This window comes from Salegentibacter salegens (assembly GCF_900142975.1).
Taxonomy (GTDB): domain Bacteria; phylum Bacteroidota; class Bacteroidia; order Flavobacteriales; family Flavobacteriaceae; genus Salegentibacter; species Salegentibacter salegens.
In genome coordinates, this window is record NZ_LT670848.1 from 1732092 (window position 1) to 1755878 (window position 23787).

21 protein-coding genes and 2 pseudogenes are annotated in these 23787 nt (G+C 35.9%); 4 read left to right on the forward strand and 19 right to left on the reverse strand.

Annotation, left to right across the window (positions count from 1 at the left end):
* Positions 1-70: 70 nt before the first annotated feature.
* The 4 genes from B5488_RS07835 to B5488_RS07850 form a co-directional block, all read right to left on the reverse strand.
* Complete coding sequence (locus B5488_RS07835; RefSeq protein WP_079734761.1) at positions 71-1483, reverse strand: RagB/SusD family nutrient uptake outer membrane protein; 1413 nt, start codon at positions 1481-1483, stop codon at positions 71-73.
* An 11-nt stretch (positions 1484-1494) separates the two neighbouring features.
* A complete protein-coding gene (locus B5488_RS07840) occupies positions 1495-4881 on the reverse strand; it encodes a SusC/RagA family TonB-linked outer membrane protein (protein ID WP_079734762.1) in 3387 nt (1128 codons plus the stop codon).
* Positions 4882-4971: 90 nt separating this feature from the next.
* Positions 4972-5940, reverse strand: a complete 969-nt coding sequence (locus B5488_RS07845; RefSeq protein ID WP_079734763.1) for a FecR family protein — start codon at positions 5938-5940, stop codon at positions 4972-4974.
* 82 nt (positions 5941-6022) lie between these two features.
* On the reverse strand, positions 6023-6598 hold the full coding sequence (locus B5488_RS07850) for an RNA polymerase sigma-70 factor (protein ID WP_079734764.1): 576 nt from the start codon (positions 6596-6598) through the stop codon (positions 6023-6025).
* A 1565-nt stretch (positions 6599-8163) separates the two neighbouring features.
* On the opposite strand from B5488_RS07850, the gene B5488_RS07855 reads away from it, so the two are divergent.
* Positions 8164-8949, forward strand: coding sequence for a hypothetical protein (locus B5488_RS07855; RefSeq protein ID WP_079734765.1), 786 nt, complete (start codon positions 8164-8166; stop codon positions 8947-8949).
* 165 nt (positions 8950-9114) lie between these two features.
* Here B5488_RS07855 and B5488_RS18390 read toward each other — a convergent pair.
* From B5488_RS18390 to B5488_RS07865, 3 genes and pseudogenes are all read right to left on the reverse strand, one after another.
* Positions 9115-9345 (reverse strand): annotated as a pseudogene (locus tag B5488_RS18390) (response regulator); the annotation flags it as partial.
* 35 nt (positions 9346-9380) lie between these two features.
* Positions 9381-9506, reverse strand: coding sequence for a hypothetical protein (locus B5488_RS18270; protein WP_262507348.1), 126 nt, complete (start codon positions 9504-9506; stop codon positions 9381-9383).
* Between the two features lie 53 nt (positions 9507-9559).
* Positions 9560-10702, reverse strand: coding sequence for a GAF domain-containing protein (locus B5488_RS07865; protein ID WP_079734767.1), 1143 nt, complete (start codon positions 10700-10702; stop codon positions 9560-9562).
* Between the two features lie 852 nt (positions 10703-11554).
* Between B5488_RS07865 and B5488_RS07870 the strand changes: the two genes are divergently transcribed.
* The 3 genes from B5488_RS07870 (at position 11555) to B5488_RS17860 (ending at position 14613) form a co-directional block, all read left to right on the forward strand.
* Positions 11555-13354 (forward strand): hypothetical protein, encoded by a 1800-nt coding sequence (locus B5488_RS07870; protein WP_079734768.1) that lies wholly within the window; start codon positions 11555-11557, stop codon positions 13352-13354.
* A gap of 84 nt (positions 13355-13438) precedes the next feature.
* A complete protein-coding gene (locus B5488_RS07875; protein WP_079734769.1) occupies positions 13439-14404 on the forward strand; it encodes a PAS domain-containing protein in 966 nt (321 codons plus the stop codon).
* 59 nt (positions 14405-14463) lie between these two features.
* A complete protein-coding gene (locus B5488_RS17860) occupies positions 14464-14613 on the forward strand; it encodes a hypothetical protein (RefSeq protein ID WP_154045347.1) in 150 nt (49 codons plus the stop codon).
* 355 nt (positions 14614-14968) lie between these two features.
* Here the strand turns inward: B5488_RS17860 and B5488_RS07880 are convergent, their stop codons facing one another.
* The 12 genes and pseudogenes from B5488_RS07880 to B5488_RS07940 form a co-directional block, all read right to left on the reverse strand.
* On the reverse strand, positions 14969-15316 hold the full coding sequence (locus B5488_RS07880; protein WP_079734770.1) for a cupin domain-containing protein: 348 nt from the start codon (positions 15314-15316) through the stop codon (positions 14969-14971).
* A 218-nt stretch (positions 15317-15534) separates the two neighbouring features.
* Positions 15535-16448, reverse strand: a pseudogene (gene moaCB, locus B5488_RS07885) (bifunctional molybdenum cofactor biosynthesis protein MoaC/MoaB).
* Between the two features lie 16 nt (positions 16449-16464).
* Positions 16465-16905, reverse strand: a complete 441-nt coding sequence (locus B5488_RS07890) for a molybdenum cofactor biosynthesis protein MoaE (RefSeq protein ID WP_197686308.1) — start codon at positions 16903-16905, stop codon at positions 16465-16467.
* Positions 16895-17170: a rhodanese-like domain-containing protein gene (locus B5488_RS07895; protein WP_079734776.1), complete on the reverse strand. Its 276-nt coding sequence runs from the start codon at positions 17168-17170 to the stop codon at positions 16895-16897. Before B5488_RS07895 ends, B5488_RS07890 begins: the two co-directional genes overlap by 11 nt.
* A 424-nt stretch (positions 17171-17594) precedes the next feature.
* Entirely contained in the window at positions 17595-18179 is a 585-nt protein-coding gene (locus B5488_RS07905) for a Pycsar system effector family protein (RefSeq protein ID WP_079734778.1), read from the reverse strand.
* A 9-nt stretch (positions 18180-18188) separates the two neighbouring features.
* Positions 18189-19031 carry a restriction endonuclease gene (locus B5488_RS07910; RefSeq protein ID WP_079734779.1) on the reverse strand — a complete coding sequence of 281 codons (843 nt, stop codon included), beginning with the start codon at positions 19029-19031 and terminating at the stop codon, positions 18189-18191.
* A 10-nt stretch (positions 19032-19041) separates the two neighbouring features.
* Entirely contained in the window at positions 19042-19941 is a 900-nt protein-coding gene (locus B5488_RS07915; RefSeq protein ID WP_079734780.1) for a hypothetical protein, read from the reverse strand.
* A complete protein-coding gene (locus B5488_RS07920) occupies positions 19938-20396 on the reverse strand; it encodes a DUF2141 domain-containing protein (protein WP_079734781.1) in 459 nt (152 codons plus the stop codon). The genes B5488_RS07915 and B5488_RS07920 overlap by 4 nt, the downstream gene beginning before the upstream one ends.
* The gene (locus B5488_RS07925; protein ID WP_079734782.1) at positions 20393-20788 is read right to left on the reverse strand and encodes a hypothetical protein; all 396 of its coding nucleotides are present in this window, start codon (positions 20786-20788) and stop codon (positions 20393-20395) included. The genes B5488_RS07920 and B5488_RS07925 overlap by 4 nt, the downstream gene beginning before the upstream one ends.
* Positions 20789-20799: 11 nt before the next feature.
* Positions 20800-21549 carry an LOG family protein gene (locus B5488_RS07930; RefSeq protein ID WP_079734783.1) on the reverse strand — a complete coding sequence of 250 codons (750 nt, stop codon included), beginning with the start codon at positions 21547-21549 and terminating at the stop codon, positions 20800-20802.
* Positions 21549-22670 carry an ABC transporter permease gene (locus B5488_RS07935; RefSeq protein WP_079734784.1) on the reverse strand — a complete coding sequence of 374 codons (1122 nt, stop codon included), beginning with the start codon at positions 22668-22670 and terminating at the stop codon, positions 21549-21551. Before B5488_RS07935 ends, B5488_RS07930 begins: the two co-directional genes overlap by 1 nt.
* Complete coding sequence (locus B5488_RS07940; RefSeq protein ID WP_079734785.1) at positions 22670-23776, reverse strand: ABC transporter permease; 1107 nt, start codon at positions 23774-23776, stop codon at positions 22670-22672. The genes B5488_RS07935 and B5488_RS07940 overlap by 1 nt, the downstream gene beginning before the upstream one ends.
* Positions 23777-23787 lie beyond the last annotated feature (11 nt).

Sequence of the window (23787 nt, forward strand, 5' to 3'; positions counted from 1 at the left end):
TCTAAATGCGGAAAAACATAATGCCTTCCCGCGATTTAGATTAAATACCTATTGAATTATGGCTAATTCATTAGTAACCCGGATTTTGTTCGATGTTTGTGTTTGCATTTATTTCACTTAAAGGAATTGGTAATATGAATTTCTCATTGGGATACGAAGCTTCAATCACATTTCCTTCTCCCTGATCAATACTCACTCCTCTTTTGTTTCTGTTTAAATCAAATAATCTATGACCCTCAAAAGCGAGCTCCTTTCTTCTTTCTAATAGGATTCTATCAATTAATTCATTCCCGACTTCACCAACTTCCTCAGCACCTGGATTTGCTCTGCTCATCACTACCTGTAAATCCTGTTGGGCAAGCTCGTTTTGCCCGGTCTTTGCATAAGCTTCAGCTCTTATTAGATACTGCTCTGCTAGTCTTAAAATTTTAATATTATCATCATGCAAAGTCCCATTGGGGAACTTATTCACGAAATAAGCTTCCTCTTCTGCTCCCGGTTTAGAACCTTCTAAAATGGCATGCAAGCGAACATCACTTTCATCATAAGTAGCAACAAGATCCTCTGTAACCAAGGCATCTGCATATCCAGTCACGTCAAAAAAGTGCCCCAAACCATTGGTCCCAGCATTATCTGCTATAGTATTGATAACTTCCATAAGGGTTTCTTCGTTGAAATCCACCGACCATAGTTCCATATACCTTTCATTTGGAATAAGTGAAAAAACACTACTTTCAATAACATTTGTACTATAAGTTATGGCCTTCTCGTTTTCTTCTTCATATAAGGCCACTCTTGCGGCTAAGGCGTATGCCGCATTCACGGAAAACCTGCCGTCCTGATTGGCCTCCGTCATTAATGAAACCGCTGTACTGAGATCTGAGTTTATATGTTGATAAACTTCATTTACCGAATTTCTGGATGGGGAAACTTCATTTTCATTAATTTCGGTGATTAGGGGTATACCAGGGTGGCTAGCATCTGCAGTAAAATTATAAGGTTGCGCAAATAAACGTACGAGGTCAAAATGAGCCAAACTTCTTAAAGTGTAAGCTTCTCCAAGTAATTGCTTTATTTGAGCTTCCTGACCGGGAAATTGCTCCAGTAAATTTTCGCCCCCCTCAATTACTCGTGTAGCATTTACCGCCACTTCATATATTGAATTCCAGGCACTTTCTACATAAGAATCCTCTTCACTCACAACGAAGTTATTGAAATCAAGATATCTACCCGTATTTCTCAAACTTAGGTAAAGATTATCAGCCATAAGTTCAGGCATAACATATAAATTCCTTCCATAGTACCCATTGCTTTGTAAATTACTATATACACCATTTACCGCAGTTTGAAGGGTACTAAGGTCTATTACTGCATTTTCTGCAGCTACATTTTGTTCCGGATCTATTTCTAGGAAATCCTCGCTACAAGAGATGGATAAAAAAGTCCAGAAAATAACTAATATAAATTTTATACTTTTTTTCATTGTGCTTATTTTTAAAATGAAAGATCTAATCCAACTAAAAGCTGTCTTGAAATAGGAATTCTGAGATCAGATTGACCTGTAATTCCAACTTCTGGATCCAATTCTATTTTATCGTCTTTCACCCAGGTTAAAAGATTATTCCCTTTCAGATATAACCTAAGATTATTTACTCTTATACGTTCTATGAAACTTTCAGGCAGATCATAAGATAGGGTGACATCCCGTAATCTTAAATAAGTACCATCATACAGAAATCTTGTGGAATGTTGGCTTGAAAGTCCTGATTGGGAATTACCCCAAACCACTTTAGGTACATCAGTGATATCACCAGGGTTTTGCCACCTATTCTCATAGATGTTTTGTGTCATATTGCCTCTGTCATTTAGCCTTGCACTCCCGTCACTGTTTGTATACCTACCCCAATAATCGTAAACTTTATTTCCGTAGTTTAGATATAGCATAAAAGAAAAACTTAGGTTTTTGTAAGTTAGGGTATTGGTTAGTCCTGAATAGAAATCGGGTAAACCGCTTCCCTGTTTGTAAGGTTGAGCTTCACTATATTGATTCGTAGTGGTCGTTTCACTTTCGTCTGTGTACCATAAAGCGTCTCCGTTTTCAGGATCGGCACCTGCAAAACCAGGCATGTAGAAAGTGTAAAAATCTTCCCCGATTTCCCTTATAAAATATCCGTCTACAATTGATTCATCATCCTGTAATTTGGTGATCTCATTGGCATTAGTCGTAAAGTTGAAATTGGTGATCCAATTCAAACCATCCGGGTTATCAATATTTACGGTGTTGAGGGCAAACTCCCAGCCTGAATTCTTCATCTCTCCGATGTTTGTCAGAAAATTGGTGATTCCGTTGGTAGCCGAGATAGGTACTCTGAATAACAGATCGGTGGTTGTCCTATTGTAATATTCTACAGTACCGGTAATGCGGTGATTAAAATTAAAATCAAATCCCACATTAAAAGGCTTGTTCTTTTCCCAGGTTAGACTGGGATTGGATTGTTGACTATAAACATACCCAGGTTCTCCGTTATAATCTGCTCCTGTGGAATATAAGCCACGGGAAGCGAAATTTCCAATTTCCTGGTTTCCGTTAACTCCATAACTGGAACGCAATTTTAGCTCCTTAACCATCTCTGCATCCTCCATGAAATCTTCAGCAGCAATATTCCAGGCGGCACCCACCGACCCAAAGTTTGCATACCTTACGTCTGAACCAAAGCGAGAAGAACCATCCCTACGGGCAGTGGCGTTCAAATAATATTTATTCCCGAAAGCATAACTTGCATTAATAAAGTAAGAGGAAATTGAGGAGGCTGTTCTGCTGTTTGTAGCATTTCGATAAACCGACGCATTTTCCAGGGTTGTAAGGCCCGGAGCTCCATAATTACTAACAAAAGCATAAACTGAACTCCTCTCTATCTTCTGGGCTTCTTGTCCTAAAGTGAAATCGAGATTGTGATCCTCATTAATTCGCCAGTTGTATTTTAGGAGATTGGTGATGTTATAATTGATGATTTTATTGTTATAGGCGCGGCCTCTTCCACCGTCATTTCTACCCTCACCAAAAACAGGGTTGTCAAAACGGAATTCATCTGCTAGATTGAAATCAACATTGCCTTTTGTTTGAAAACTAAAGTTTTCTGTAAAATCGTAGGTTAAACTTAAATTACCCAGAATTCCATAAATTTTTGTTTCCCGTACATTCTGCTCTACTAGACCAACAGGGTTATAGGTGAGAAGAATATCTGTATTATAACTACCATCCTCATTATAAACGGGCTCCCAAGGCACAACCCGTGCTAAGGCCCGAACCGGATTATGGGCACTCCCGCCATCACTATTTGTATTAAGTTTCTGATTGTTAGCGGCAATCCCAAAGTCAATTTTTAATTTATCGGTCGCTTGATGATTAACATTTAATCGGGCATTGAGCTTGTTATAACCAATTCCAATAATTACCCCTTCCTGCTCATAAAGACCTAAGGAAGCAAAAAATTGGGTTTTTTCTGAACCACCACTCGCGCTTATATTATATTGCTCGTAACTACCATTACGGGTAATAACGTCTTCCCAGTCCGTGTCAATATTTCTATCTACATTACCATATATAAAGTCTTCTGCTTCCTGTTGGGTATCCCCGGCATTTACCCTACTTTCAATAAGTAATTCTAAATGCTGAGCAGTATTAAGAGGTTTATTTCGGTCCGGTAAGAGCATTTGGCTAATTCCGCGTTGAACACCTACTTCAAAGGTGGTTTTCCCTTCTTTCCCCTGTTTGGTGGTAATGAGGATAACCCCATTCGCCCCTCTGGACCCGTAGATAGAAGTGGCTGAAGCATCTTTTAAAACCGTGATGTTTTCTATATCTTTTGGATTAATACCTGCAATGGTATTAGAGCTTGTAGCTATCTGGGAAATATTTCCCGATACAACCGGAATTCCATCTACTACATATAATGGGTCTGAACTGGCATTGATAGAACCAATTCCCCTTATACGGATATCCGGCGCTGCCCCAGGTTGTCCACTCTGCGCAGACATTTGTAAACCGGCAACATTACCCTGGAGGCTTTCCTGAAATGATGCTAACGGGGATTCGTCAATTTTACTAACATCTACATCAACTGCAGCTCCTGTAAATGATGCTCGACTTTGTTTTCCATAAGCAACTACTAATACTTCACTTAGCTGATCAGCATCTTGCAACATCACTACTTCTATTGGGGATTCCAAGTCAGTTATTCGGTAGGTGAGTGATTCCATTCCCAAATAACTAAACTCCAACACATCCCCCTCCTCGGCCTCGATACTAAAAACGCCATCAAAATCAGTTTGCGTTCCTGTATTGGTATTTTGAATTATTACATTTACTCCCGGCAAAGGAAGCCCATTGTCGTCCATTACTTTTCCTTCCACTACCTGCTGAAAATCGTAAGTATCTATAATACCCTGTGAGGTTAATCTCCTACCTGATGGATGGTTTGATATATATTCAGAAGCCTCTGAAAAATCATCTTTGTATAAGACGATATTATTATTAATAATTTTAAAATTAATGTTCGTTGATTTTAAAATTTGGAACATCACTTCCTGAACATTCTCACTGGAAAAACTGATATTAATTCTCACCTTCTCATTAACTAACTTATTGTTATAGAAAAAATTATAATCGGTTTGCTCTTCAAGATCATACAAGATAGCTCTCAATTCTGTATCCTGATAATTCAACTCAATGTTTTGCCCGTATACCGTTAAGCTAGAAGCTGATATTTTTACAATCGTGAGACATAATATTAAGGAATAGATCTTCATAATCCTGATTAACTTTTTAGAAAAATCGTCGGTGGTACAAATAGGCAGAGGGCCATTTAACTTTTTTTTCATAGTTTTGAAGGTTTAGTTATTATTCTGGTTCATTCAAAAAGAAACAATGCTAAACAGTAAGGGGAGTGTTGCTGCACTTCCCTTACCTTTTTAATTGCTCTCACTTAATATAAAGATCTTTTGTTTTTTATCTAACTGATATTTTATAGGAGAAGAAGCTTCAATTAACTCCAAGACTTCCTCTATACTCGTTTTATGCTTTACTTTACCCGAAAATGTATATGTACTAATCACACTATCTTTAATTTCAATTTCCACATCATACCAGCGTTCCAGACTAGTAAGTACTTTTTGGATAGGCTCATTATCAAATATGAGAATCCCCTCCTTCCAGGATATGATTTCAGCAGTAGAAACCAGCTCTATATTTATTTTATCTTCTGCCTTATAAAAGGTGGCCTTCTGATTTGGATAAAGCCCTATACCAGGCAGGTTTTTACTGTTTTGAAGTAGTTCTACTTTTCCACTTACTAAGGTTGTTTCAATTGTTTGATCAGATTTATATGACTTAACATTAAAACTGGTTCCCAATACTTTAACTTGTAAATTGCTTTCGGTGTTTACAATAAAAGGTTTGGCCGTGTCCCGTTCAATTTCAAAAAAGGCTTCACCTTCCAGATAAATGTTACGGTCTGATTTGTTAAAGTCTGAGGCTATTTCTATAATGCTACCTGAATTTAATAAAACCTTACTCCCGTCGGGCAGAATGTGCTCTTCCATAATACTGGGTTGCGCTTCATAAATAGCCAGGGGCGCAGAGGACAGTTCTCTATCCGTTAAATACCAACCACCACCGGCTAAAAGAGCAAAAATGATTACCGATGCGATCTTAAGGACTAAGCTCCGATTGAATCCTTGCTTTTTTCTTAAAAGGAATCGATCAAATTCCTTATCTATATCCACGTTTTGGTCAATATGAAACTTACTTACATACTCAGCTTTTACTCTATTGTAATACCTGCGGTTCTCAGGAGAGGCCTTCACCCAATCAATTACTGATTCCTGAAAATTTCTGTCTCCCGAACCCTTTATAAATTGTATTAAATCTTCTTTTCTCATAATTCTTATATAGATATGACGATACAGAACAAGACTACCCCTATTCAGTTTTTGTTTTTTTAAGATTTTTTTTAATAGATTATTAGAAAAGTCCCATATAATCTTGCAGTTCTCTTCGAAATAAGCGCAAAGCTTTAGCGATTTGATGCTCTACAGTTTTAATAGAAATATTCATTTCGCTGGCTATCTCTTTATATTTTAAACCTTCAAAACGGCTTTTGATAAAGATCTGCTTACAACGAGGAGGAAGTTCATTCAGGATTTGACTCACTTTTTCTTCTAATTCTGATTCGATAAGAAGAAGATCTGGGTGATTCTGCAAGGATGTTTGATTAAGGGAAGCTCTTTCTCTTTGAATAACATCCTGGTAATTGGCTTTTACCTTCTGATGTTTAAAATAATCCAAACATTCATTCTTTGTCATTCTGAATAAGTAAGCATTCAGATTGGAATCTATGTTTAGTGAAGCCCTCTTTTTCCAGAATTTGAAAAATACATTTTGGGTAATCTCTTTTGCCTCATCCTCATCTTCCAAGTAACTTTTAGCAAAATAGAACAACCTATCGAAATAGAGACGAAACAAAGTTTCATAGGCAGTATTCTCGCCCTTTTTAAGACGATTAATAAAAAAAGAATTATTTATTATACCGTGAGCCAATAGTGGAGTTTTTTAAATAAAATCCATAAGTATATGGTAAATATATAATTATTTAATTGAGAATATGATACTTTAGGATGGTAATTTAAAATATAGAGATACAAAACAAAACGTCATCCACCTTATTTATTCTATTTTATAATGGCTAGAATTTTTTAATATTAGTATTTATTTCTTTTTTCAAATCAATTGATAGTTCCTAAGCAATAGAACACTTATTCTCTCAACTAAAAGTACGTTTACAAGATTAAAATCTCATAATAGAGATGAAACTAAAAGACAAAGTCCAAATTTCACAAACGATAGCATTTCCTTCTATCCCAATACTTTTACTTATATTAAAAACTTCAATTCTTATAAATGCTTTATATCCTGCCAAAAACCTTTATATTAATTGATGGGATAATTTTTGGCTTAAGCACAGTTAGGCCGAACTGGGATTTAATATTCAGAATTTCTAAATTCCTTTTTTCTGAAATCATTTATACCACCTTACCTTTTACTGCCAAAGTGTGGTGCAAATTCGAATAGATTGTTTTCAAGTAAATATTGGAAATTTTTGACAGGTTTTGAGTCTCTCAATATCAAAAATCTGCCGTCTCAAAATTTCTGATTCGAAGCAATTCAAAGTTTTATGTCAAATTAGATCAAAAGGCACCAAATCAAACGAAAAATTCATTTTCATGAATACTGCAGAAACAATATCATCACAGGAATTCTACTGATTTGACTTTCGCTAAATAAGTATACCCATTAAACTATTAAAGGGAATTTTTTAATTGCCCTAAAAAAGCAGTTGGTGCGAACCAACATGTATGAAAATTTTGTCCCGACTGCGGGACGAAATCGAATAGCAAGAGGGTAACACGCAGAGCGAAGTTACCGAATTACAATACATTGAAAATCAATAAATTAAGCATTTGCATTTTGTTGTTTTTCACGGAATTTGCGACAAATGCTCTCGCATCCCCTGTAAATAGGTTGATTTTTGCGACAAATTTCACGGAAAAACTGAATTTCAAACCCACTCACCACTTTTATCTCCACTTCGCAAAAGCTCCATTTCAGCAAAAGAGGTTCATTACAATTTGTCTTGGACACGAGCCAAAAAGCTTAAAATATTAAATATTGAAAGAATAATATCGAAAAAGCTTTTTAACTCAAGTCCACTAGGCGGTAACTAAAATTCACCGATCAGGATTTTAGATTTTTTAAGCCTTCTTACATCACTTTACCTGTTGCTGCTAAAGGAACAAGCTTTAAAATTAATCGGAGCGCATAAACCGGCAGGCTATTTATAGCTCCTCTATAATTTCAAAGCTTGGAGATGAAAGGCATCAAAAGGTAATGCAATGGCGCTGAAAGAAGTAAATGAAAATAGCAGAATGACCTATTCACCCTTATCTACATATTATTTTCTTTTCACCCGCAAAAGGAAAATGCTTAAGATGAAAAAAGTAAATAAAGTTCAAGTCTAAATTGATTTTAAATTTTATTAATTTCTCCACTGATTCTATTTTTTAGAATTTAACGCAACCATTTGGTCCTTTTTGCATCTATTAAATATGAGACCATTACACGTATTATTATTCATTTTTATTTTAGTATCCTGTGAACCTGAGGAAACTACAATTACTGATGATGAAATTCTTGCCACTGATATAGAACTCTATCCAGAAGAGGTCTATTCCAGTAACGATCAAAGCTTACCGATCTTAAAATTAACTCTTCGAACCTCTGAAATTTATCCTTGTTTCAATTATAAGATTGATTTTTCTAAAAGTTTTGAGAAAGATGAAATGACGGTTATAATAAATAATATTCATAAGCCAGGTATATGTTTGACTGCTTTTGGTCCAGCTATTGCCACCTTGGAATTACCGGAAACTACGCAAAAGCTTAAAATTGTCCGTGCAGACCAAACTGATATTTACCAAGTAAATATCAATACAGAACAAATTGAAATTCTTCCCCGAACTACCGATTTTACTGATTTAATAAACCCCATTACCTTCAGATATCCTGAAAATTCCTTCGCTGTAGTTTGCGGTACTAATTTAGATCAAACGGAGTTGTGTGCTAATTTCTTCGAGAAACTGGATGATATGCAATCATTATCTTCATATACCTTTCCTGAAAATGGAAGAACTCCCTATCCTGATAGTTCATCAGGAAACTGGAATAACACTTCTTCCCGTTATTTTATTTATGAAAATGAGACCGCTTTAATAGAAGCTGTAGAACAGTTCGAAATGTTTACTCAGGAAAATCTAAATCGAGATGATGGAAATTCTTTAAGTATTATCACTTGGGATAATCAAAGCTATTATAGTTATCAACTTTTAGAGTAAGTTTTATTTGATTTTAGAGAAAATACTTAAATAACCTGAACTTCCCCTTAAACCTCTCTTTTTTTATTGCGACAATCGGGAGCAATCAAGATTGTGCCCACAGGCACACATCTTGCTTTGCTAATTAAAAAGTGTAGAAGGCAATTTTTGATCAACTAAACCATTTTATCGATTTTTTATAATACTTTCAAGCTGGACAGTCTTTAATGGTTTCACAAGGTAACCTGTGACGTTTTTTTGCTGTGCTTTTTCTTTGTCCTGAGAGTAATTTGATGAAGATACAATATATAAAGGAACACTCTTTGAAACCTCACAGAGCTCATTTTGAAAGACTTCTAAAAATTCCCAACCATTCATCAACGGCATATTAATATCTAGAAAAATAAAGTCAGGAAATAAATTATCTGAGAAACTAACGCTTTCTAGAAATTTTAAGGCTGTATTGCATCATAAAAGGACAAAACCTTAACATTTTCATCAATTCTTTGCAGGATTTTTTTAATCATAAAATGAAAAATTTTATCATCATCTATTACTACAATTACTTTTTTACTCATTAGGATATGGTGATTTTGTATAAAAAACTCAAAAAAATAAATTTCTTAAAGTATTAAGAGCCGCCATAAGTATTTTTGTAATAACCAGATATCTTTTTCTTTTTAGTTGAATATATATCGTTTAATTTATTGGTGAATTCCTCTAACTCTTTAGCTACTTCATCAATATGATTTGAATATTCTTTCATACTATCCTCATTTAATTTTTTTGCGCTTGTCATTAAATTAATTAAACCTAAAAGACTAGTTACAGGTTTACGTAAAACATGAGATATATCAAAAGAAATTTGCTCCATAGCCTCTTCGTATTCAATATATTTACTGATGTCCTGGAAGCTTCCATACCATTCTACGGTTCCGTTCACTTGCTTTTCAGGTCTGGCTCGGACTACATGCCATTTAAACCCGTTATTATCCTTTACCCTATATTCATGATACCAGAGGGAAAGGTGTTTGTGAGATTCTTCAAGACTTTTAATGAATTCTGATAGATCCTCTGGGTGAATGATACTGTATCCTACTGTAGGGTCTTTTATCCACTCATCTAAGTCAATTGATGGATGTATTTCTTTCATACCTTGACTTAGAAAGATAAATTTCAATCTCCCATCTGGAGTCATTCTTAACTGAAAAATACCTGCGGGTATATTATTTGTCAGCTTTATAAGGCTTTTGGATTTTCTTTCCATGGCCTGCTCCTGCTTTATTAAGGTTTTTCGATTATCTAAAAAGTTCATAATCTTTTGAGCTAACAATGTCAGGGCCCTTTTCTGTTTTTCAGAAATTTCTCTAGGCTTTTTGTCTATTACGCATAAAGATCCTAATACATTTCCACTTGGAGTCTTTAAAGGAGCACCGGCGTAAAATCTTATTCGAGGATCGCCAGTCACTAAGGAAGTGTCCTTGAACCTATTATCTTTCAAAGCGTCATTGACTACTAGAATTTCTTCGGGTTTATTTAAAGTATACTGACAAAACGATGCCTGTCGGGAAGTCTCATTGACAGCCAAACCTTTCTTAGCTTTAAACCATTGTCGTTTTTCATCCAAAAAAGTAATTAAGGAAATAGGAGTATCACAAATCGCAGAAGCTATTTCAGCTAAATCGTCTAATTCTTTTTCAGGTAAAGTGTCGAGAATCTCATAGGATTGGAGATCGGCCAATCTTTTTTCTTCTAATTCTTTGCTTTTTTTCATGGAAAGTTAAGGGGGATGCCTTTCTCATCATTGATTAATGAAAAAATTATACAAAAGGAATAATTTAAAAAATCTGTTATAAAAAATTATAATACATAAATACAAAAAAATATAATTAAAAATTATATTTTTTCTCAAATCTTAAATTTATAACCTGTTTTTTTCATTTCAACTAATTAAGAAGGTTATTCATAGATTTCATTTAAAATCAATCATATTTTTTTAAATTTGAAGAGTACAGAAGTGTCAAATTACTTCAATACGTTCTATTTAAATTGTGAATTAATCGTGAGTTCAAAAATTTGGATCAGCGTGAAAACATTTAAATACTGGGGTTTCAAGCGTTTTAAAAGCGTTCTGCCACCATTCCTTTAATACTGCGGTAATATATGGCGACTCTACTTTATGCCTTTTGGTAATGTGTTTGTTACAGCCACAAAGAATACACAGGCTCTCACAAAAAGGCAAGGGTATATAGAGACTTCTTCCTTATTGGTTGCCGCAAAGGAATCCTTTAGTGTCCTTATTGTTCAACTGAAAATAGCTCAGAATTCCAATAAGGAACTGTAGGATAACTAGTGTACCTTGGCCAGCAACGATATATTTCCTGATTAGATCATTTCTCATAATTCCAGCTTCCGATTACTTCCAAGCAAAATTATAATAGCGAGTTTTTTTATTATATGATGTGAATCAGAATTAAGAAAATTTCAAGAAGCTGAAATAGCTGAGAAACAAAAGGTAATAGAGATTGATTTTTAGAAAAAAAGTAATGAGCTGTTTTATGATATAGATCATAAATAGACAAGATTAAGATGCCAATATTTGAAGTTAATCTTTAAAACCTGATTCATGAATACTCCTTCTCCACACTCTTTCCATATACCTGTAATGGGAATTGCTTTCACTATAGACACCCCGGTAAAAGTAGCCTGTTACGGCATTAATTCGGCTATTTCCATCATTGAAGATAACCTTGTAGAGGTAATGCGAAAATATTATTATAAGCAAAATAATGAGCCCTACGTGGCCATTGATCCATCCCAGGAAAATTACCGTACCCGACGTCTTACAGATTACCTAAACCTGTTAAACAGGAACGTCCAAACCAAATTTGAAGAATTGCGATCCTCTGCTTTTGAAAAAGGTTCTGAGATCGTTAAATATCTGGAAATGTTGCCGGAAGAAAATTTGTTAAAACAACAATATCATAAATTCATCAAAAGCCAAAACTCAGAAGAAAGACGCAAATTGGAGCACTTTCTTAGAACCAATTTGCGTGCGGGTGCAATTGAGGTGAACATTATGACAAAAGTGGACAAGAACAACTTGGATTCCAGTGGAGATATAATACCAGACGGATCTGATGCTTTGGTGGCTTTAAAAGCATACGCAGAAAGTGACTTAGAAAATTCTTCTGTTATTTTTTCTGCAGGATTAAATCCCCGGCTTTATAGTTACCTCGAAAAATTTCAGGAATTTAATGCAAGTGCCTGGGGAAAATTTAAAAAGAGGGTAGTCATCAAAGTGAGTGACTACCGCTCTGCCCTAATACAGGGAAAGTATTTAGCAAAAAAAGGTATTTGGGTAAGCGAATTCAGAATAGAATCAGGGCTTAATTGCGGTGGTCATGCTTTTGCTACCCAGGGTCTGTTGTTGGGACCTATACTTCAGGAATTTAAAGATAAGAGGGAGGAACTGGCTACAGCACTGTTTAGCCTGTATCAGCCTGCCATACAAGCCTATGGCAAAGAAGGCTTCGAAAAGCCGCATCCAATCAATATAACCGTGCAGGGAGGCATTGGAAATCACGAAGAGAACAACCTGCTGCTACAGCATTACCAGGTAAACGGCACCGGCTGGGGAACACCTTTTCTACTTTGTCCAGAAGCAACGACAGTAGATGAGAAAACACTGCACCTGTTGGCCAAAAGTGAGGAAAAGGATGTGGTGTTGAGTAAATCCTCCCCGCTGGGAGTGCGTTTTAATTATTTAAAAGACACCAGTGCTGAAAAAGAAAGACTGGACCGTATCAAAAGAAAAAAACCTGGAAGCCCCTGTACAGAGAAATATCTGGTATCTAATACAGAGTTTACCAAAGAACCCATTTGTACCGCCTCCATTAAATATCAAAAGCTTAAACTGGCACAACTCTCAGCTGCCAATCTTCATCCCGCAGAATATCAAAAACAAAAAGAAGACCTCCTTTCAAAAGAATGTTTATGTATAGGGCTTAGTAATTCTGCAGCCTTGAAATATGAAGAACCCTTCCTTAATAAATTGAATGCCGTTACCGTTTGTCCCGGTCCCAACATTGTGAATTTTTCCAAAATTTCAAGCCTGCAGCAAATGACAGATCATATCTACGGAAGGGAATCTTTACTAAAGAATCTCAATCGCCCTCATATGTTCCTTAGGGAGTTACAGCTTTATATAGACTTTCTAAAGGAGGAGATTTCCGATTGTGTTGTCCCAGGTCCGCGGGATCTTAAGAACTGGATGAGCTTTTACGAGAATTTGGAGCAAGGAGTATCACATTACCAATCCCTTTGTACGGAAGGATTAATTACAAATAAAAAATCATTTGAACAGGGGCTATTACAGGCCCATGAAGAGATTGCCGGAGTAAAACAGTGGATTGAAAGACAATAATATCAACGATACCATGGCAAATATGATCTGGGTCATAGCCTCCGTATGATCGTAGTCATTTCTTTGCTGACGAAAACAATACAAATGAATGAAACAATAGATATACCGGCTTTGCCGGACGGGCATCCTGTTAGCATATATTTCCAGGAGAAGGAGGTGATCACAGGATTAGTGGAAGAAATGCAAAGGGTTGATCCCATTTCCGAAAATCAAAAATATTACAATATTTTTAACCAGTTACAAGAGATAGAACGAAGATTTGAACGTAAAGAAAACCAACTTTTTCCCATACTGGAAGAAAAAGTATGGAATGGCCCTTCAAAGAATATGTGGTCATTTCATGACACCATCAGGGAACAATTCAGATTATTGCGCAAAAAGATTGAATCAAGACAAACTGAGGTTATTGAACAGGATACTTCTTACCTTATAAGCAGTATATACAGATTATTACTCACTGAGGAATCAGTTTTATTCCCGAACGCAATAAGGATTTTATCAGATCAGGATTGGATAAGGGTACGAAAAGGTGAAGAGGAGATTGGATGGATGTTATCTCAGGAACCGGCTTCTTTTTCAGAAGAGGAATACATACATCCTTCTAAAGACTTTTCTAAACGGGAGCTATCATTTTCCCTGGAAGACACTGCACACTATGATGAAGGTTATATGACGGTAGAGCAGGTAAATCTATTGCTTAAGACCATGCCCCTGGACCTAACTTATGTAGACGAAAATGATAAGGTAATATTCTATAATCGTGGTGAAGAGCGGGTTTTCCCCAGAAGTGCAGGGATAATTGGAAGGGAAGTGAAGTTTTGCCATCCTCCAAAAAGTGTGGGAACGGTTCTAAAGATACTGGAGGAGTTTCAAAAAGGGACTAAAAATGAAGCATCTTTTTGGATCAATTTTAAGGAAAGGCTTATCTACATAAGATATTTTGCTGTCCGTGACGAACAGAAAAATTATAAAGGAGTCATTGAAATGTCCCAGGATATTACAGATATTAAAAATATCGAAGGGGAGCAAAGACTTCTGGATTGGTATTAAAAATGTTATTTGTTTTTGAAATATGTTATGGGGATTAAATTTAATCGTGGCACATAAAAATGAGAGAAATTCCCGAAAAGTACCGGGAAGAACTTAAAGAAAAAATAAAAGAGGAATCTCTTGAATTCGATTTGCAAACATCTCTTACACGGCTTTATGCTGCAAAAAATAACAACCAAAATAATGCTCTTTTCTATGGAAATTCCTAAAAGATATTCTTACAGAAAATTTAGTGTTTTATCAGCTTTGATCTATTAACGCTTATCAATTGTAAAGAGAAAAAACCTGACGTATCGATTACTTCAGGTTTCTTTTAATAATAATGGAGAACAATTGTATTTCCAGTGTGTGTTTTTCAAGGAGCAAACTATAGATTACACATTGAACAAAGACCGGCTTCCTCAGTGAGGCGATGGCTTGATAAATTTATTTTTTAATCCTGAGGAAAGCAACAACAGGCTTCATAATAATTTTCGAGCTTCTTTTCATTTTATGTGATTCTTTCCGGCTTTAGTTTATGGAAGACACTCTACCCTATTATCACTTTAACCCAAATAAAAATTGTTATGTGGAGCTATCCGCGACTTCTTTTACCCTTTCGGCTGTGTCACTTTTAGAAAGGGTAAGTCTCACTGTGCTGTTTTTTTCAGCCTTAAGATCATGGGGTACGTTGCCTTCCAAGTAAACAAGATCTCCCTTTACGAGAGTATGTGTCTCCCTGTTTACTCCAAAGGTTATTTCGCCCTCAAAGATCTCAACTACAATTGGAAATGGAGTTTTATGCTCCTTCATCACCTGCCCTTTTCGCATGACAATCCTTATTTCCCTGCTGCTGGATGTATCCATTAAAACCTTCACTGCAGGTTTGCCACCGTTATATTCAAGATCTTTTGTCAATGATGCATTTTTCATAATTTCAATTTTTAACAAACCTATGCCGACTATAAATTAGTCCCGGAAAAATTTTACTTCGGAAAGCTATTCTATATAATCAGAGATTTGTTAGAATAATAAAGCTAAAAGTAAACAGAACTTTTGACCCGTTTTATGATCGTGATCAGGAAACAAATTCTTTGTTTCTTAAATCAATTCCCCACATTCTGGTGCAAAACCATTCACAACAATAGGTTTTAATCGTGTTTAAAAGCAGCCATCACCCTAAAAATATGCATAATTGCCGGGAAAACTGCATCCATTGATTCTTCAGCACCCTTGGTGGACCCCGGAAGGGCAAGCACAAGGGTGTTTCCAATTAATCCCGACACTGAGCGTGATAACATTGATAAGGTGTTCTATCCTGCCCGTAGGCTCTTATAGCTTCCTCAATACCTGGAATAGGACGTTCCAACATAGGCTGAATAGCTTCCGGTGTTACATCGCGTGGAGACAGGCCGGTGCCGCCGGTTAATATCACCAGGCTCACTTTTTTCTCGCATTTTTCTCTTACAAGGTTTTTAATTGTTTCCTTTTCATCTGGAATAATCTGGTAATCTTCTACAGCTACCTGGTAAGCTTCCAGCTTTTCCATAATCACCTTGCCGGCCTTATCCTGCTTTTCTCCCCCCGAAATCGAATCGGAACACACAATAACCGTAGCTGAAATCTGATTTTCCTCTACTACCCTGCGGTAATCTGTTTTTCCTCCTTTTTTCTCCAGCAACTTAATTTTTTCTATGCTTATTCCTTTATCAATAGGTTTTAGCATATCGTACATCGTAAGAGCTACCACAGAAGCGGCATGCATAGCCTCTACCTCAACGCCAGTTTTATAAATGGTATGTACCTCAACATTAATGTAGATTTCAAGATCATCAATATTATAGGTAATATTTGTATACTCAACCGGTAAGGGATGGCAATCGGGAATCATATCGCGGGTGCGTTTTGCAGCAAAAAGGCCAGCTGTTTTAGCCATTTCAAACACATCCCCTTTTGGGACAGTTTTTTCTTCTACGGCTTTAATCGTATCAGTGCTACTTACCTTAACTAACGCTAGTGCTATTGCTTTGCGTAAGGTGTTGCTTTTATGAGTAATATTTACCATTTTTTCTTTCCAATATTTAAATATTCACTTTCCAGTTTTCATCACTGTTTTCCAGCAATTCCTTTCCCCAAACAGGTAACTCATTTTTAATCCTTTCTACCAATTCTTCGCAAGCATCTATCGCCATTTTTCTATGTCTAGAAGAGGTAAATACAAAGAGACATATTTCGCCCGTTTTCACCTCGCCCAGGCTGTGATAAATATGCATACAGGTTAAATTATATTTTTCAAAAATAGCTTCTCTTACTTCAAATGCTTTTTGAAGCGCCATCTCTTCATAAGCAGTATACTCAATAGCTCTCACTACACTGCCATCTTTTTCATCGGCCCGTACCTGACCCAAAAAAATAGAATGGGCACCAATATTGGTTTTGCTAATGTGATTTTGAATAGAGTTAGCTATCTTTTCTGAAGAGATAGGTCCGTCTACAAAAATATTTTTAGGTTTACGTGTCATATTCATTAGAATTTAAAGGTGAAGCAGGGTCTAAAATACCTCCTTCTACTGAAAATATTTTCTTTTCGGGAAATTGCTGTTTTAATTCTTTTGCAAGTTGGGAGCTGCGTTGCCCCGATGCACAAAACAAAAGAATATTTTCATAAGCTGATAGCGATTCAGGATTATTCCTTATTTCTTCCATCGGTTTTTTACTTAAATATTCTTTCTCAAAAAATGGTTTTTCTCCGTTTTCCCTGATATCTAAAAGTATACTATTATTCATATTACGCGTCCAGTCCAGGGTTTTTCCCAGTTTAAACCCTCTGCGATTCCGCAGTTGATATTATAGTTTCTGTTCCTAAATTGCTTTTCAGATTTTGGCAAATTTTCTCTGCCTTTGGGATTAGGTTGTATGGCCACCTCGTAAAATGAAGTATTTTTAAGATTAAAAAAAAGTATTTTTTCTGAAAGTACTTTTCCCACTCCCGATAAAATTTTTATTACTTCTGATGCCTGTAAGGTTCCAATAATTCCCGGAAGAACTATTCATTAAGCTTATTTACAGAAGATAACTCGGGATGAATATACAGGTATATTACAGATATTTTGTTTGATAGTGGTGTAATTGAAAATATAAAAGCACAGAATAAGCCGTAGAAAAATTTGAGCCAAGACTTTATCTCATTAATAAAATCTAAATATTTTATTTAACCAAATGCAATTGGGTCAGTAAAGAGTGTATATAAGATAACCGAAATCAAACCTATCAAAAAAATAATGACAGAAACAACCAATAGCTTTTGTTTTTTTGCAACTATTTTTCCTAGAAAATAGAGATCTGTTATCATTTCGTCATAAATATTTTGACCTTTGGTCATAATTCTCTCAAACTCAGCTTTAAACTCAGAGAGGGAGAGCTTTGAAAAATTTTCGGCATATAAAGTGCCTTTATAACCACTTGCCCTATAAGATTTTCCAAAATAGCGGTGTGGTAACATACTAAACAAGGCAAAAACCATAGAAAGCATACTGCAAATCATTAAAATTCGTGTTCCAATTTCTATTGAAACTTCTTGTGATTTAGGTGCTATAAACAACAAACCCAATAAAAGTGAAGTGATAATAGAATTGACGGTAAGAACGATTTTCGCCTTATTATCCACCATTTTCAATAAGTTGTAATGATTTCTGGAAAGGGTTCTAAACAGGGTTTGAACGCCACGTGCATCGTAATTTTCCAGCTTTTTACTTTTAGGGGACTTGTCAGCCTTAAGATCATCTGCTTTTTCCATAATCAATTCCTACAAATTACAGAGGTTTTTTATTTCATTCAATATTCTTTTTTGGCGTAATCCTGAAACACCTACCTTTCCCAGTATAAATTTTGACTCGTAAAGCTCTTCAGTAAGAATAATGTTGTTTTCGATTATAAGATTCTTTTCACGTTCTGTCAGGGTGGTTAAAGTCGTTATCGGATAGAGTGCAAACTTGTCCACGTTTTGTTTAATTCCATTGTTTTCAGGATAATCCCAACTTAACAAATGCAATCCTACGCAGGTGGCGTAGTCAATGGCATCTTTAGAAAAGCGGGTGTTGGTCACCAGCCAGCCTTGTTTTAAATGCGATGCTTTTTCCGGATTTTTGTTCCAGTGATTTTGAATATCTAAAAACCTCGAATTTATATAGAGCGGTACTTTTACATTACTAATGGCTTTGGGATCTGAATGAAATTTACATTCAATCGCATAGGTGTTTTCATCTTTTTCAGCTAACACATCCACTTCGTGTGTAACGCATTTACCTTGCAGAATGACCCCAACAGTTGTCTTAAAACCTTTGTGGTTTAAAAGAGCGCCAATTAAACGTTCAAAGGGAAAACCGGTGGGACCCAAATCTAAAATAGCACGCTTTAAACTATATTTGGAAGCCGAAATACGGTTGTATTTTTTTAAAAACGAAAAAGCTTTTCGGTAAATCTTTTTTGTTGACATACCGTTGTAGAGCATCGACTCTATTTCGGCGGCAATTAATTCTATTTCTTCTTCTGAAGCCATACTTCTTTTCAGGGAAGTTTTTAATTTTTCAACCTTAAAATTTTCACTATCCCCGTTGGATTTTATTATTGCTATGCTGTCTTTTTCCATTTTGTATGTTTTAAAATCGTAGAATTTCAGTCATTAATCCAAATCTAATGACACTAAGCTGCTGTCTGAAATAAATATTGTAATAATCCATTCCGTGATAAAATTGAACAAAAAATCCAATATCTTCCAGAAATTTTGGATGGTAATAAAAGGTTAACGCAGCATTTATCCGGTCGGCGTCAAGTAATTCCCAATAGTTAATTTGATCTAACATTAAGGTAGTTTCAATCTTTACAGAGAAATTTGCTCGTCTTGTCTTGCTAAAAATGTTACTGTCTAAAGGCAACTTATAGGCAAAAAAAGAATTGTGCCAACGCAAGCCGCTATAATGCCCACGCAGCTCCTCTATCATCCAGGTTTTAGGATGAACCTCCAGGGAGCTTTTAAAGAATTTCACTGCATTTTTATTTTGGCTATAGGAAGTACGGATTAATCCAAATTCCATATAATTAGTGGCAAAATTTCCATTGGTTACATTTATTTTCAAGGAGTCTCTATAAAAAGCCCCATCTTGACCGTTGGAGTAATGCGCTATTCTTCCATAATATGTGTTTTGGTTTAGGCCGTTGGGGTCTCCAGAGAGATAATAAAATGATATTTGCGGAATATAACTGGGCGTTTGAACGGGATAGGACTCTTTGTTGTACATCCTAATGGTTATTTGGGGAGTAAGTACCGCCATTAACCGAGAATCTTTTCTCTCGCGAATTACAAAATTGGGATTTAGGTTCGCTTCGAACATTAAAGGTTCAATATTTCCAATATCGATAGGGAAGGTGATATAACTATCACTTTGATTAACCAGGGCTAGTTTACCGAGATCTAACTTTGGCAAGGTGTCCCGTTCTTGAGCTTGAATTGTTGCTAAGAATAGATTGATTAAAAAGAGTATGAACCAGGCTTTCCTCATAAATAGATGATCTTAACTTTTTTGGTGCTGTTTTGGGTTACGAGAAAGCTTGCCATGGAAAAATTAGGCCTATTTTTAAGTCCTAGAGACTCATAATTGGAAAAACCAATACCTTCTTTGGGTAATGGAGGCAAAAATTTCTTATCAATTTTACCATTTTCATTTTCATCGTGCAGGATATTGATGGCGTATCTACCTTCAGGTAATTGAGAAAAGGTTACAGATGCGCTATTATTATCAATTTCGCAAGTTTTTATACGATAATAGTTTTCAAACTTTTCATCAGGAATAGTTCCCTTTTTATTGTACAAAGCAAATTGAACCACACCTTTTGAATTGCGTAAACCCTCCACCTTGACCGTTAAGGAATAGGTAGTTGCTTTTGGCAGGCTATGAGAGGAGGACATTATAAATATAAATCCGGCCAGCGTTAAAAATTTAAGGAGTTTTTTCATCTTTTATATTTTATAAGTTGATAATATGCAAGTAAAGAAAAAGTAATAGTGAGAACTATACGGAATACCATAGCCCTAATTGTTTCAAATTCAAAAGACCCTCCACGGTCTATATGCAGAAGTAGTATCATTAGAGCTATAAATAAGAGTAATGCAACTGTGGTTAGAATCCAGAGAGTCCATTTTTTAGATTGAAGAAAGCCTAAGGCTGCGATTAAATAGATAAAACCGGCCACAAAATTTGTCCATACTATAAATGGTACAAAATCTCCTTGCTTTGCCCGTATGCCAAACCAATTAAATAGGACAGAGCTGCTCATAAATAGCGTTACTAAAGCAAAAGCAAGTATCAAAATTGCAATAACATATCTAAATATTTTGCTTTTTTTCATTATCCAGGGATTTAAAATTTTCTTCGGTTTTCCTCATACCACCATTTTGGTTGGTACTCTTCTTTTATCAAACCAAATTTCTCGATAGCGTGTGTTTTTATATGCATTATCACTTCTTCGGGAGAATCGGTCATAAATAGCAACTCCATATCCTCTGCACTGATACTTTCATTTCTGGCCATTACCTGAATATGTTCACATAATTCTTTGTGGTATTTGGTATCAAAAATTACTACAGGAAAATTTTGGATCATTTTGGTCTGTATTAGGGTAATAGCCTCAAAAAGTTCATCTAAAGTGCCCATTCCTCCCGGCATAACCACAAAAGCATAGGAGTATTTCATCAATAAAAATTTTCTAACAAAGAAATATGGGATATCAATCCACTTATGTAAGTAAGGATTAGGTTTTTGCTCGAATGGCAAAATAATATTAACCCCCACCGAATACCCCCCGGCTTCATAAGCTCCTTTATTGGCGGCTTCCATAATCCCCGGGCCGCCACCGGTCATGATGGCAAAGCCTAATTTAGAAAGTTCGGCTCCAATTTTTTCTGCATCTTTATAATGCCTGGAATCTGGTTTAAACCTAGCGGAACCAAATACAGTAACACAAGGCCCTATAAAGTGCATTTTACGGAAACCCTTGATAAAACTGAAAAACACCCTTATTGCAAAACCCAACTCTTTAAACCTTGATCTGGGACCTTTAAGCGATGAAGATTCGCTTTTTGTCAAATGATATTTTGTATCGTTTTCCATTAGTTTGTTTTTTTATAGCTCCACACGGCCAGCCCATTCATCACTATTGCATATAAAACGGTTTTCCAAAATTGTGGTAAAATATCTTTTAAGCCCGAGCCCTTTAGCAATACCATCCGTACAATTTCCACAAAGTATTTTATAGGGTTGAATTCAGTAATTATCTGCGCCCATTTGGGCATGCTTTCTATAGGTGTAAATAATCCACTCATTAAAATGAAAATCACCACAAAAAACCAGGCGATAAACATAGCTTGTTGTTGCGTATCTGTAAAATTGGAGATAAACAAACCCATTCCCAAAATCACTAAAATATAAACAGAAGTGTAGGCATAAAGCAGAAATATACTCCCAATCATTGGTGTGTAAAAAATGACTTTTGCGAGTATTAAACCTATGGTTAATAAACCCATTCCAATAACCCAAAAAGGAAAAAGTTTGCCGATGATAAACTGGCCTTTGCCAATTGGTGTTACGTTTATTTGCTCTAAGGTGCCTATTTCTTTTTCGCGCACTATGTTCATTCCGGAGAGGAACAAAGTGATCATCGTTACCAGTAAAACTAGGATCCCCGGCACCATAAAAGTTTTATAATCTAAAGTGATGTTATACCAAAAAGAAGGAATAGCTTGTATTTGTACCGGTTGTATTCCTTTTTCTGATCTTTGCATTATGTTCAATCTAACCTCCTGATTAAACTTTTGCACAATTTGGTTTATATAGCCACTTTCCACACCGGCCGCGGCACCGTCAATCGCATTGATGATAATTGATAATTCACCCGATTTTTCAGTAAGTAAGTTGCGTTCAAAATTATTGGGTATTTCCAGTACGACGTCAACCTCTCCTGCCAACATTGCCGAACCCGCATTTTTGTTAGAAGAAAAATCGGCAAGGACATTAAAATAAGTAGAAGCGTTGAACTTTTCGATCAGGGCGCGGGAAGTGGAGGTATGGTCGTTATCTATATAAGCGAATTTTATATTTTTCACTTCATAAGTAGCCGCATTCGATAGAATGAGCAACTGCAATATGGGCAGGATAAAAATAATTGGCAACATCCCTTTATTTCTAAAGATTTGCCTAAACTCTTTTTGTATGATATAGCCTATGATTTTCATTATTCCAGCCGTATTTTATATTTTTTGACGCTTAATCCAATAAAAAAGACCGTCATTGCAATTAAAATCAGGGTCTCCTTCCAAATAAATGACATCCCAATTCCTTTTAGCATAATCCCTTTTATAATGATGATGAACCATTTAGCGGGGATGATATGACTGATAATTTGTAGAGGCTCGGGCATGCTCGTTATAGGAAAAATAAATCCCGACAAAAGGATTACGGGCAGCATTAGGCCCATAAGGGAAATCATCATTGCCGATTGCTGAGTCTCTGCGATGGTGGAGATTAGAATCCCCAATGCCAGGGAAGTGATGATAAATAGCACGCTTTCTGCGCCCAATAAAAACAAGCTGCCCTGAACCGGCATTCCAAACAAAAAAATGCTCAATAGCACAATTACGGCGGCGTTTATAATAGATAGGAAGATATAAGGCACAACTTTCCCAACGATTACCTGAAATGGTTTTAGCGGTGAAACCAATAAAATTTCCATCGTTCCCAATTCTTTTTCCCGGGTAATGGAGATGGAAGTCATCATTGCCGAAACCAGCATTAAAATAATGGTCATCACCCCGGGCACGAACATAAATACACTTTTAAGTTCCGGGTTGTAAACCATTCGCGTTTTAGGGATAATCTGATATTCTATCTGAATTCCCCTATTTTCTGATTGCTGGTAGTTTTGCAGAATGGCATTTAAATAATTAGTGATGGAATTGGCCGTATTTGGATCTGTAGCATCGGTTATTATCTGAATCGTGACTTTACTTTCTTTGACGAGTTTTTTACCGAAATCATTTTCAAAATTCAATACCGCTTTAATTTTTCCATTTTTAAAAGCAGTTTCAATTTCTGCTTCCCGGCCGATCATTTGTTTTATACTGAAGTATTTTGATGCTGAAATCTTATTGATTATTTCTTCGGTAGTAGCATCTTTAGAATGGTCTAAAATGGCGATATCAACGTTATTGATCTCGTTGGTAATGGCAAACCCGAAAAGCAAGATTTGGGCAATTGGCATTCCAAAAAGGATAAACAGCGACCGCCTATCCCGAAAGATATGGTAGAATTCCTTTTTTATAAAGCCTGTAAATCGTTTCATTTTTTGTGGGC

Coding starts and splice junctions, on each gene's coding strand:
- B5488_RS07835 (WP_079734761.1), bottom strand. CDS start 1,483: ATGAAAAAAAGTATAAAATTTATATTAGTTATTTTCTGGACTTTTTTA.
- B5488_RS07840 (WP_079734762.1), bottom strand. CDS start 4,881: ATGAAAAAAAAGTTAAATGGCCCTCTGCCTATTTGTACCACCGACGAT.
- B5488_RS07845 (WP_079734763.1), bottom strand. CDS start 5,940: ATGAGAAAAGAAGATTTAATACAATTTATAAAGGGTTCGGGAGACAGA.
- B5488_RS07855 (WP_079734765.1), top strand. CDS start 8,164: ATGAGACCATTACACGTATTATTATTCATTTTTATTTTAGTATCCTGT.
- B5488_RS18270 (WP_262507348.1), bottom strand. CDS start 9,506: ATGAGTAAAAAAGTAATTGTAGTAATAGATGATGATAAAATTTTTCAT.
- B5488_RS07865 (WP_079734767.1), bottom strand. CDS start 10,702: ATGAAAAAAAGCAAAGAATTAGAAGAAAAAAGATTGGCCGATCTCCAA.
- B5488_RS07870 (WP_079734768.1), top strand. CDS start 11,555: ATGAATACTCCTTCTCCACACTCTTTCCATATACCTGTAATGGGAATT.
- B5488_RS07875 (WP_079734769.1), top strand. CDS start 13,439: ATGAATGAAACAATAGATATACCGGCTTTGCCGGACGGGCATCCTGTT.
- B5488_RS17860 (WP_154045347.1), top strand. CDS start 14,464: ATGAGAGAAATTCCCGAAAAGTACCGGGAAGAACTTAAAGAAAAAATA.
- B5488_RS07880 (WP_079734770.1), bottom strand. CDS start 15,316: ATGAAAAATGCATCATTGACAAAAGATCTTGAATATAACGGTGGCAAA.
- B5488_RS07890 (WP_197686308.1), bottom strand. CDS start 16,905: ATGACACGTAAACCTAAAAATATTTTTGTAGACGGACCTATCTCTTCA.
- B5488_RS07895 (WP_079734776.1), bottom strand. CDS start 17,170: ATGAATAATAGTATACTTTTAGATATCAGGGAAAACGGAGAAAAACCA.
- B5488_RS07905 (WP_079734778.1), bottom strand. CDS start 18,179: ATGGAAAAAGCAGATGATCTTAAGGCTGACAAGTCCCCTAAAAGTAAA.
- B5488_RS07910 (WP_079734779.1), bottom strand. CDS start 19,031: ATGGAAAAAGACAGCATAGCAATAATAAAATCCAACGGGGATAGTGAA.
- B5488_RS07915 (WP_079734780.1), bottom strand. CDS start 19,941: ATGAGGAAAGCCTGGTTCATACTCTTTTTAATCAATCTATTCTTAGCA.
- B5488_RS07920 (WP_079734781.1), bottom strand. CDS start 20,396: ATGAAAAAACTCCTTAAATTTTTAACGCTGGCCGGATTTATATTTATA.
- B5488_RS07925 (WP_079734782.1), bottom strand. CDS start 20,788: ATGAAAAAAAGCAAAATATTTAGATATGTTATTGCAATTTTGATACTT.
- B5488_RS07930 (WP_079734783.1), bottom strand. CDS start 21,549: ATGGAAAACGATACAAAATATCATTTGACAAAAAGCGAATCTTCATCG.
- B5488_RS07935 (WP_079734784.1), bottom strand. CDS start 22,670: ATGAAAATCATAGGCTATATCATACAAAAAGAGTTTAGGCAAATCTTT.
- B5488_RS07940 (WP_079734785.1), bottom strand. CDS start 23,776: ATGAAACGATTTACAGGCTTTATAAAAAAGGAATTCTACCATATCTTT.